General features: G+C 68.8%; 7 protein-coding genes and 1 tRNA gene. 7 read left to right on the top strand and 1 reads right to left on the bottom strand.

Translation table 11 applies throughout. From position 1 onward, the window contains the following. The first annotated feature begins 180 nt into the window (after positions 1–180). From OG898_RS04925 to OG898_RS04910, 4 genes are all read left to right on the top strand, one after another. Positions 181–1,767: a serine/threonine-protein kinase gene (locus OG898_RS04925; RefSeq protein WP_266955182.1), complete on the top strand. Its 1,587-nt coding sequence runs from the start codon at positions 181–183 to the stop codon at positions 1,765–1,767. Between the two features lie 96 nt (positions 1,768–1,863). Next, complete coding sequence (locus OG898_RS04920) at positions 1,864–4,038, top strand: AIPR family protein (protein WP_266955180.1); 2,175 nt, start codon at positions 1,864–1,866, stop codon at positions 4,036–4,038. 62 nt (positions 4,039–4,100) lie between these two features. Continuing rightward, a complete protein-coding gene (locus OG898_RS04915; RefSeq protein WP_266955178.1) occupies positions 4,101–6,230 on the top strand; it encodes a UvrD-helicase domain-containing protein in 2,130 nt (709 codons plus the stop codon). Between the two features lie 19 nt (positions 6,231–6,249). Next, complete coding sequence (locus OG898_RS04910; RefSeq protein ID WP_266955176.1) at positions 6,250–7,677, top strand: hypothetical protein; 1,428 nt, start codon at positions 6,250–6,252, stop codon at positions 7,675–7,677. Positions 7,678–7,879: 202 nt separating this feature from the next. Here the strand turns inward: OG898_RS04910 and OG898_RS04905 are convergent. Then, positions 7,880–7,951, bottom strand: a tRNA-Arg gene (locus OG898_RS04905). Positions 7,952–8,057: 106 nt separating this feature from the next. Between OG898_RS04905 and OG898_RS04900 the strand changes: the two genes are divergently transcribed. From OG898_RS04900 to lysA, 3 genes are all read left to right on the top strand, one after another. Continuing rightward, entirely contained in the window at positions 8,058–8,528 is a 471-nt protein-coding gene (locus tag OG898_RS04900) for a response regulator (RefSeq protein WP_250750451.1), read from the top strand. Between the two features lie 156 nt (positions 8,529–8,684). Then, the gene (nrtL, locus tag OG898_RS04895; protein ID WP_266955174.1) at positions 8,685–9,674 is read left to right on the top strand and encodes an ArgS-related anticodon-binding protein NrtL; all 990 of its coding nucleotides are present in this window, start codon (positions 8,685–8,687) and stop codon (positions 9,672–9,674) included. A 91-nt stretch (positions 9,675–9,765) separates the two neighbouring features. After that, positions 9,766–11,157 carry a diaminopimelate decarboxylase gene (gene lysA, locus OG898_RS04890; protein ID WP_250750444.1) on the top strand — a complete coding sequence of 464 codons (1,392 nt, stop codon included), beginning with the start codon at positions 9,766–9,768 and terminating at the stop codon, positions 11,155–11,157. Positions 11,158–11,263: the final 106 nt, after the last annotated feature.

Here is an 11,263-nt window from a genome sequence, read left to right as displayed (position 1 = left end):
ACGTCGACCGACGAAGGCCGCCCACGCCTCGCGCCCAGGTCCCTTCTCGGCCATAGTCAACGGACTCGGCCAACCTCGCTGGACGGAAGATCGCCATACCCGCGAGACTTGTTTCCGACATGTCGGGCCGGCCCACACCCCTGTGTACGCACGCCGGCGCACGAATGCGACGGGGGCAAGGTGCCACAGCAGGTGATCGCCGGACGTTACGAACTCCTCGAAGAGCTCAGCCACGGCGGCATGGGTGATGTGTGGCGCGGCTATGACGCCGTGCTGGACCGGCCCGTCGCCGTGAAGCTGATCCGGCAACAGTCCATCACCTCGCCCCAGCTCGCCGAGGAGTTCGCCAAGCGGTTCCGCCGCGAGGCCCGGATCACCGCGCGGATCCAGCACGCCGGAGTGCCGCAGGTGTTCGACGCGGTACTCGATGATGCCCACGAAAAACTGTTCCTCGTCATGGAACTGGTCGATGGGCTGCCGCTGTCCTCCTACGTGCATTCCGGCCGGGCCCTCCCCGTGCCCTGGGCGGCCGCCATCGCCGCACAGGTCGCGACCGTCCTGTCGTACGCCCACGAGGTGCCGGCCATCCACCGCGACCTGAAACCGAGCAATATCCTCGTCGCCCGCGACGGGACGGTGAAGGTCCTCGACTTCGGTATCGCGGCGATCCTGCGCACCGACGTCACCAAGCTGACCGCGACCGGCACACCCATCGGCACCTACCAGTACATGTCCCCTGAGCAGGTGCGCGGCGGCCGGATCACCCCGCAGACCGATTTGTACGCGCTTGGCTGTGTCCTGCACGAACTCCTCAGCGGCCGACTGCTGTTCAACGCGCCGAGCGAATACATGGTCATGTACCAGCACGTCAATGCCGCCCCCACCCCGCTGCGCGAGCTGCGGGCCGACGTACCGACCGCGCTGGAGGAGCTCGTCCTGCATCTGCTGCGCAAGGCCCCCGAAGCGCGGCCCGCCGACATCCAGGAGGTGTACGAGCGACTGCGGCCCTTCCTGCCGGCGCCCGGACAGGAAGCCTCCCCCGGCGAGACGGGCCCGGCCGGGGCACCCGACCCGACGGGGCTCTTCCGCAACCCGTACGCGCCGCGCGCCCGCGCCCAGGCCGGGCCGCGGCCCCCTGCAACGCCCGGGCAGCCGCCCGCACCCGCGGCTTTCGGCCCCGTACCGGCCACGCTTCGCGCGGAGATCAAGGAGGCGTACGCGCACTCCGACGCCCTCATCGAGGAGGAGCGCTTCGCGCAGGCTGCCGAGGTGCTGAGCGAGGTCATCGAGTCCGCCGTCCGCGCGCTCGGCTCGGAAAGCCCGCAGGTGCTGGAGTTGCGCACCCAGCGGGCCGCGATCCGACTGCTCGGCGGCGACTACCGGGCCGCGCTGCCCGAGTTCGACGCGCTCGCCGACGCCTGCGGCCGGATCAACGGCCCCACCAGCGAACAAGCCCGTGCATGCCGGGCCCAGGCAGCACGCTGCCGCGCGGAACTCGGGCAGGTCACCGAGGCGCTCGCCGCGCTGCAAGGTGTCCTGGGCGTCGTACGGTCCGTCGACAGCGACGTCAGCGAGGAGGCCGTCGAGCTGCGCCGCGACATCGGAATGCTGCTGCTCGCGCAGGGGCGGGCGGGGGAAGCCGGTCAGATCCTCGCGCCGCTCCACGAGGACCTGTGCGTGGTCTACGGGCCCGGTGACGATATGACCGCGGAGATCGCCGAGGCGCTGGCCCTGATCCGCCTCGACCTCGATGGGCCGGAATCCTGAGAATACGCCGCAGGCCATCCCAACAGCTATGGGACGATCTTGTCTAGGGTTGTCGCGGGTGGTCGCCGGCGGTCGGCCCACGACGAGGGGTAGAGCATGAGTACGAAGAACACCGGGGGTGGCAACGGGGACGTGGCCCTTCAGGTCCGCCAGGTCGGGCAGGCCCTCAAGGCCGTGTACGTGGACGCGGGTCTGCTCGACGTCAGCGACCTGGACGGGAAACCGCCCCAGGAGCGCGAGCCGCGTCTGCTCTCCCGTGCGTTGACCGCCCAGGCCGTACGGATCGTCACCGGGTTCAGCCCGCAGGACGCGGCGCTCACGGTCATCGACGGCATGGCCGACAAAGGCATCGACGCGATTGCCGTCGTGGACGGCGCGGACCCGCACGTGTACCTCGTCCAGGCGAAATGGAGCAAGGACGGCAAGGCCAAGAGCGACCGGTCGGCGGTCATGGAGCTGCTGGCCGGACTGCGTCTGATCGACGACGAGGACTTCGCCGAGTTCAACCCGCGTGGCCGGCAACTGGCCGAGTACGCCAAGACCGTCATGGCGAAGGGCACCGTACCGGTCACACAGGTCGTCGCACTGATGCGCGCGGACGAGGTGACCGAGGGGTTCCGTCATGCACTGATCGACGGTGAGAAGGAGTTCAACCGGCACGGGGACGTCCTCGGCCACCGGATAATCCTCGCGTCCGAGGTATGGGCCTCGGTGCGCAAGGACCTAGCGCACCAGCCCGTCGAGCTCACCGCCGACCTCTTCCCCTGGTTCGCGATCAGTTCTCCGTACGAGTCCTACCAGGGCGTCGTCGAGGCGGAACAGGTAGCCCAATGGGTGGAACACGGCTCCAGCCTGTTCCAACTGAACATCCGCAATCCGCTCGGCAGGACGCCGATCAACAACGAGTTGATCGATACTCTGACCGAGGAGCCCGCCCACTTCTGGTACTTCAACAACGGCATCACCGTGCTCTGCGAGTCGGTGGAGAAGACCCAGCAGTCCATGCGGACGCCCCACACCCGTCCGCTCACCCTCACCCTGCACAACGCCAGCGTCGTCAACGGCGCCCAGACCGTCCGGTCCGTGGCGGAGGCGGTCGCGGCCGATGAAGCCGCCACATCGGCGCAGGTCGGCGTACGCATCATCGTGACGGGCAAGGCCGCGGGATTCGCCAAGCAGACCACCCAGGCCACCAACCGGCAGAACCGTGTCGAGGCACGTGACTTCATCGCCCTCGACCCCGTCCAGGCCGCCATCCTGGAGGAGATGCGGGCCGAACTCGGGCTGGAGTACAGCGTCCGGCGCAGTGAGCTGGACCCGCCCGAGGACACGGGCTGCTCGGTTGTCGAAGCTGCCTGCGCACTCGCGTGTGCGCACCCCGACAGCCAGTACGCGGCCCGGATGGCGACCACCCTCGACGTGCTGTGGGAGCGGGGCTCGCAAGGCATTTACGACGTGCTGTTCAGGCCCCAGCCCGGCGCCTACCTGCTGTGGAACGCGGTGCAGGTCCTGCGGGCCGTACGCCGCAGTCTCCACGCCCTGCGCCCGCGCTATGAGGGACGCGGCGCCGCCCTCGTTGAACACGGCACCTATCTGCTCAGCCACCTCGTCTTCCGCCGCCTCGACACCGAGGCCATCGACGAGCCGGACCCCGGGCTGGAGTGGGCGGCCGAGGCCGCCGCGCGGGTTCCCGAGCTGGTCAAGGAGCTACTGCCCGCGGTTGCCGCCGTGATCGACGAGCTTTACACGGAACGCTCGCAGATCCGAGCCGTGTGCGCGGACGTCATCCGCTGCCGTGAGGTAGCCGATCGGGTGCTGACCGGCACCGTGGCGACGCAGGACCCAGACACGCGGGACAAGTACCGTCGTGTCCCAACGCAGCGCAAGCCCCGCCGGCCCAACGCGGTACACGTCCTCATTGACCGGGGCGTACTCGAAGAGGGAGCCCCGCTCACCCTCGCCACGGCGTATCCGCTGGAGGCCGAGGCGCTGAAGCGGTGGCTGGCCGAGAACCAGAAGCGAGCCCTTGCGAGGTGGACCAACCACCGCACCAAGCCGATCCTCTGGGGAGCCGACGGCAAGCAGTACTCACCGTCCGGGCTCATCAGCCACATGTGGGAGCTCGCCGAATGGGAACAGCGGCCCATGGCTAACCAGGGCACCGCCCGCTGGGTGACCGCCACCGGCGAGACCCTCGCCGATCTGGCCTGGCGGATCCTCGGTGAACTCGAAGAACCGGACGGCAGCACAGCATCCGCCGAACGCGATTGACGAAAGCCGAGCGGGGCGTGGCCGCGGTGCCCCCTCGCACCTGAGTGAGGAGAACGACCGCCATGCCCCGCCTCGCCTTCGACGTTGCCTTCTGCGCCCAGCTCGGCAAACTCCAGGGCTCGGTGAAACAAGGAGTGTTCGACGCCTGGGAAAAGTTCGAACGCCTCACCCTGGACCAGCTGTTCAAGGATCAGGGCCTGAAGCTGGAGACGCTCAAGCAGGCCCGTGACCCGCACATCCGCACCATCCGCATCGACCAGGGCACCCGCGGCGTCGTCCTCGCACCCGACAGCGGGGACACGTACGTCCTGCTCCGGGTAATGCCGCACGACAAGGCCATCGCCTGGGCGGTCAAGCAGAAGGCGAGCATCAATACGGTCACCCAGGCCGTCGAGATCCGTGACATCGCGATGCTCGACGAACTCACCCCGTCCTACGAGCGGCTTGCCCCCGCCCCCGACCAGCGACTCTTCGCCAGGTTCTCGGACGGGGACCTGGCCGCTCTCGGTATCGACGACACCACACTGCGGCAGGCTCGCGTCCTGACGACGCCGGAGCAGCTGGAAGTGTTCGCGCCCTACTTCCCGCAAGACCAGCGGGAAGTACTGGAGTACCTGGCGGCCGGATTTGCCGTCGAGGACGTGTGGCGCGACCTGGTCGCGGTCAGCCTGGCCAACCAGCCCGCCGAGCCGGTGGGCCCCGCCGACTACGAGAGCGCCATTCACCGCACCCGCACCCGGATCGCCCTGGTCACCGCCTCCGAAGAGCTCCGCGACATTCTGGAGAAGCCGTTCGACGCCTGGCGCGTCTTCCTGCACCCCTCCCAGCACAAGGTCGCCTACCGGGCTTCGTTCTCCGGGCCGGCCCAAGTCACAGGCGGGCCCGGGACGGGCAAGACCGTGGTCGCGCTGCACCGCGTACGCCATCTGCTGCGGCACCTGCGCGACGGTGACCGCATCCTGCTCACCACGTACACCAATGCGCTCGTCGCCGCACTGCGCGCCGGCCTCGGTGCTCTCGTCGAGAAGGAGGCGCTGCGCGACCGCGTGGACATCATGACCGTCGACGCCTTCGCGGGCCGCGTGGTGTCGACCTCGCGGCGCCCACTCCGTGCCGGAGAGGAACAGGCGCGCTGGGATCGGGCGGCCCAGGCCACCGGGTTCACCGGAACTGCCCAGTTCCTGGCCCAGGAGTACAAGCACGTCATCCTCGCGCAGAACCTCCGTACCTGCGAGGAGTACGAGGCTGCTGACCGTAAGGGGCGCGGCTCCGCCCTGCCGGTGTCCGCCCGTCCCCTGGTGTGGCGCGCCATCGAGGAGTTCACCCGCCGGCTCGCCGCCGACGGGCTGCGCACCTACCTCGGCACCTGCGCTGAAGCGGCGGACCTGCTCCAGGCGGGCGGCCCGCGCTACCGTCACGTCGTCGTCGACGAGGCTCAGGATCTCCACCCGGCCCAGTGGCGAGTGCTGCGCGCCGCCGCGCCCACCCGCCCCGACGATCTGTTCATCACGGGTGACCCGCACCAGCGCATCTACGATACGAAGGTTTCGCTGAAGGCCATCGGGATCAAGGTTGCCGGACGCTCTACCAAGATGCGCAAGAACTACCGCTCCACCCACGAGATCCTGAGCTGGTCCACCGCCCTCCTGCACGGCCGCAGCTTTGAGCAGCTGGAGGACGAAACGGGTAACGAAACCCTTCTCGGCTACCGCTCGGCTCTGCACGGCAACGGGCCAGAATCGCACGCGGCGGAGTCTCCGGAGGCCGAGCTCAAGGCCCTCGTCACACACGTCCGCGGGTGGTTGGACAGCGGCATCACCCCTGGCGAGATCGGCGTGAGTACCCGCTTCAACAAGACCTGCGAGCAGGTGACCGAAACCCTCAGAGCCGCTGGCATCCCGGCAACCCGGGTGCGTGGTGACGCGCCGGCCCTTCCGGACGCAGTGAGCATCGGCACCATGCACTCCTTCAAGGGCCTGGAGTACCGGTGCGTCGCGGTGATCGGCGTGCACGACGGAGCCTTGCCGTTCCCCAAGGCGGTGACTCCACCCGAGGTCGACCGCCTTCAGCACGAGGCCGACCTCCTCGCGGAGCGCTGCTTGCTGTTTGTGGCCTGCACCCGGGCTCGGGACGGGCTGTACGTGTCATGGTCTGGGAAGCCGAGCCCGTTCCTGTTGGAAGCAGCTCGATGAGCAGTATGCGGGCGGAGACATGACCACGAATCCGTGGGAAGGAATGCCGATGTTCTCTGGTTGGGACGCCGATGAGGAATGGGAGGAGGATGGCAAGCTTCGCATCGTGGAGCTTGTCACCCTGCTTGAGGAGGATGCTCGGCGTGGTGCCGCGGAAGTGACGCTGGCGCTCGTCCGACGGTGCCTCTACGGGGATTCGGTGCCCGGTCCCCACAGCCTTGACCTGCTGGAAGACGTGGTATTGCCGCACTCGGATCAGCTCCTCCGGCTGACAGTCTGGGTCGCCGAACACGTGCAGGAACTGGGTCACGGTGACAACCTGTGGGGCCTGCTATCGCACCGGGGGGTCGTCGTAGCGATGCCGGGGAGCGAGGAAGTGCCCGATGACATCAGCCATCTCGCTGACGTGATCGCCGGGCATCCCGATATGGCGACAGCTGTTCGACTTCGTGCGGCTCGCCAAGTGCTCGATATGCATGGGGGATCAGCCACCAGTGAGGTGAAACGTCTTCTCGCTGACCTCGAGTTCGATCGGGTATGGGGGGCGCATGTCGAGGACGACGGCGATATCACTCTGCCCGAGAGCGACCTGCGTGCCTTGGCGAGGTGGGTGGCTGCTGATGACCTTCGCCCGATCAAAGTGCGCATTGACGCGGCGATGTGGCTGTTCGAGAGCGGATACGAAGACTCAGAAGGCACGCTGGCTGACCTGCTGTCCGTGACCGAGTCGGGGAGCCGAGATCGGTGGCGACTTCTCGAAGTACTCCACTCTGAAGAGCGCGGCCGCCAAGAGGGATGGGGAGCACGCGATAACGAGATTCGCCACGCACGCCTGATGCGAGGCGTGGGGCAGTCCGTAGGGCACATGCTGGGTGTGGTCCGCGACGTGTGCCCGGTGGAACCAGGTTGCTCGCTGATCCATCGCCTCGTCACCGATTCGATCCAATGGCGTTGGAAGGACGAAGTCGGCGGCGCCGACACCATCTCACACCACCAGGCTCTGGAACTCTGGCAGTTCCCTGGCGCGTACAGGACCCTCCGTGAGCAGCTAGGACAGCAACTGAACGGGATGGCACGGTCGTACTGGCTCCCGTTCATCGTCGGCACCGGAACCTCGCCCTATGAGGGCTATCTCCTTGACCCGCCAAATCCGACCATCGACAACTATGGGTGCCACATCTTCCGGGGGCACACCGGGAAGCTCTTGGCCCTGTCGCTCCAGCACGGCGTGCTGGGCGACGACCCGGAGCACTGGAAATTGCGCATCTCGGAATCAGCTGGCAAGGCACTTACATTCTGTGGACTGCGCCGTGGCAGTGGAGAGACTGTCGACTTCCCCGATGAGCTGAAGGCCGACTTCGCACTCGCCGGCGCCGTGCTGGCGGGGCTGGAGGCGCTGGACTCCGCACTGGAGGCGCGATCCTCAGGTGGGTCTTCCCGGCCCTGAATGACACCACCACATGCGCTGCCGAGAGTCAGGGCCAGACGCCTGCTCCTCGCCATGTTCGCGGACTGAGCATCCCCAGTCCGCGACGCCACCGCACCCCCCAGCACCCTTCCGCTGTCAGCGGCCCATGGCTGCGCATACGCGAAGACCCCACTCTCAGCGTTGCCGCTGATGGCGGGGTCTTTGGGCACTTCTTGCGAAGTGCCCCCGGCAGGATTCGAACCTGCGCACACGGCTCCGGAGGCCGTTGCTCTATCCCCTGAGCTACGGGGGCGCTGTCGCTGGTGTTGCGGCGACGGGTTGAACACTACCAGCTTCCGGACGGTGATCAGGAACGGATTCCGGGGGAGCGGGGCGTGCGTCGCCCGGAGGGGGTGGAAGTGGCAAAAACCCGGACGCGGGGGCCGGGGTCGACCTACTCTCGAGTTGTGTCGGGCGCCTCGGGCCGGGTGCTTGTTGTCGACGACAACAAGGTCATCCGGCAGCTGATCAAGGTCAATCTCGAGCTGGAGGGCTTCGAGGTCGTGACCGCGAACGATGGTGCCGAGTGCCTGGACGTCGTCCATCACGTGCTGCCCGATGTGATCACCCTTGATGTGGTCATGCCTCGCCTGGACGGGTTCGGGGCCGCCGCGCAGTTGCGGGCCGATCCGAGGACGCGGCATCTGCCCGTTGCGATCGTGAGTGCCTGTACGCAGAACGAGGTCGAGGCCGGCATCGCCGCCGGCGTGGACGCCTTCCTCGCCAAGCCCTTCGAGCCCGCCGAGCTGGTGCGGGTCGTGCGCCGGCTCATCGAGCGACGCGACCGGAGAGAGCGGAAGGGTGCTCCCGCGGGCAGAGGGAGGGGGTGACCCCGGGGGACCCCCTGCGCCGGGCCGAGCTGTTCTGTTCTGTTCTGTTCTGTCTTGGCCGCCCTTGACGGCCCTGTTGGGGCTTCCCGTGGGGGCCGCTGTTCACATGGCGAAACCCTTCGCGTGACCTGGGGGCTTCTCCCCTAGGCTGGACACGTGACCCCCGTCGACCTCTCCCGCTCCGTCGTGTGCGCCCTGCGCCGCGCCGTCGAGGACGGGGAGCTGCCCGCCGGTGTGGACGTGCCCGAGCGGGTCGTCGTCGAGCGGAGCCGGCCCGGGGGAGTGGGGGACTACGCCTCGCCCGTCGCGTTCGGGGTGGCGAAGGGGGCCGCGGTGGCACCCCGTGCGGTGGCCGAGGTGCTGGCTCCGCGGCTGGCCGGTCTGGCCGGGATCGAGCGTGTGGAGATCACCGGCGCCGGGTTCCTGAACTTCGTACTCGCCGAGAGTTCGGTCGGAGAGGTCGTACGGGGCATTCGCGCCCGGGGGGCGTCGTACGGGTTCGCCCCCGGGGCGGGCGAAACCCCCGGAGCCGACGCGTTCCCCGATGTGCCCCTCGGGGCCCTGCGCGAGCGCGTCGTGCACGCCGCCGTGCAGCGGATCGTGCGCAGCCAGGGGGTGGAGGGAGGGGGCGTCGCCGCCGCCCGCATCGCCCCCGTGGCCAAGCGGGACGGGGATGTCCGCGCCCGGTACGGGGCCGGCGCCGCCGCCTGGGCGATGCTCTGCGTTCCCGGGCACGAGACCCCGGTGTTCCCCGCGTGGCTGCTCGTCCAGGACGAGTCGAGCGAGTTCTTCCGGGTGCGGTACGCCCACTCCAGGGCGCGGGCCCTGACCCGCAACGCCGAGCAATTGGGGTTCCAGAGCGAGCCCGGCGAGGTGCCCGGCGCCGGCGCCCTGCTCGGCGCGCTCCGCGATCACCCCCTCGTGCTCGAAGCCGCCGCGCACCACCGTGCGCCCGAGCGGCTCGTCCGGCAGCTCGTCGTGCTGGCCGACGCCCTGCTCGACTTCCAGTACCACGTCCTGCCCCAGGGGGACGAGAAACCCTCGGCCGCCCACCGTGCCCGGCTGGCCCTTGCCGAAGCCGCCGGGACGGTGCTGGCCGGCGGCCTGGCCCTGCTCGGTATAGACGCGCCCGACCACTACCTGTGAGCCCGCGAAACGCGTGTGATCCGATGCGATCCGATGTGATCCGATGTGATTCGCCTGCGATCCGGATGATTTGCGAAGAGAGAATGCTGAGATGAGCCGTTCCGCACACCCCGCAGGGCCCCGCCACGCCGATGTCCTGCCCGAGGGCCACTACTCCCCGCCGGCCGCCGACCTCAACGTGCTCGACGAGAAGGTCTGGGCCCGGACGGTCGGCCGGAACGCCGAGGGAGTCGCCACCGTCGGCGGGATCGAAGTGACCCGTCTCGCCGAGGAGTTCGGGACGCCCGCCTACTTCCTCGACGAGGAGGACTTCCGGGCGCGCTGCCGTGCCTGGGCGCACGCCTTCGGGCCGGACGCCGACGTCTTCTACGCCGGCAAGGCGTTCCTCTCCAAGGCCGTCGTGAAGTGGCTCAAGGAGGAGGGGCTGAACCTCGACGTGTGTTCCGGAGGGGAGCTCGCCACCGCGCTCGCCGCCGAGATGCCGGCCGCCCGGATCGCCTTCCACGGCAACAACAAGTCGACGAGCGAGATCACCCGCGCCATCGAGGCCGGCGTCGGCCGGATCGTGCTCGACTCCTTCCAGGAGATCGCCCGCGTCGCGCACATCGCCCGCGAGCTCGGCGTGCGCCAGCCCGTGCAGATCCGCGTCACCGTGGGCGTGGAGGCGCACACCCACGAGTTCATCGCCACCGCGCACGAGGACCAGAAGTTCGGGATCGCCGTCGCCGACGGGTCGGCCGCCGAGGCCGTACGGCGCGCGCTGGGGCACGACAGCCTGGAGCTGCTCGGCGTCCACTCCCACATCGGTTCGCAGATCTTCGACATGGCCGGCTTCGAGGTCTCCGCCAAGCGCGTCGTACGGCTCCTCGCCGCCGTGCGCGACGAGCACGGGGTGGAGCTGCCCGAGATCGACCTCGGCGGCGGACTGGGCATCGCCTACACCTCCGCCGACGACCCGCGCGAGCCGCACGAGATCGCCAAGGCCCTGCACGAGATCGTCGCCCGCGAGTGCGAGGCGGCCGGCCTGCGCGCCCCGCGGATCTCCGTGGAACCCGGACGGGCGATCGTGGGCCCGACCGCCTTCACCCTGTACGAGGTGGGCACGGTCAAGCCGCTGGAGGGCCTGCGGACGTACGTCTCCGTCGACGGCGGGATGTCCGACAACATCCGGACGGCCCTCTACGACGCCGAGTACTCGGTCAGCCTCGTCTCCCGGACCTCCGACGCCGAGCCCATGCTCGTGCGCGTCGTGGGCAAGCACTGCGAGAGCGGCGACATCGTGGTCAAGGACGCGTTCCTGCCCGCCGACATCGCCCCGGGGGACCTCCTCGCGGTCCCGGCCACCGGCGCGTACTGCCGTTCGATGGCGAGCAACTACAACCACGTGCTCCGCCCGCCGGTCGTCGCCGTGCGTGACGGAGAGGCGCGTGTCATCGTCCGCCGGGAGACGGAGGAAGATCTCCTGCGTCTCGACGTCGGCTGATACGCATTCTTCTGGGGGACACCCCCCAGACCTCGGAATAGGTGTCTCACTCAATGGACCGAGGGTGGAAACTGTTGTCCATTGAGTGAGACTGGTTCACACCTGG

Source organism: Streptomyces sp. NBC_00193 (assembly GCF_026342735.1).
In the GTDB taxonomy this organism is placed as follows: Bacteria; Actinomycetota; Actinomycetes; order Streptomycetales; family Streptomycetaceae; genus Streptomyces; species Streptomyces stoeckheimensis.
Note: the sequence above shows the minus strand (reverse complement) of the source record. Positions and strands in the feature narration are given on the sequence as shown.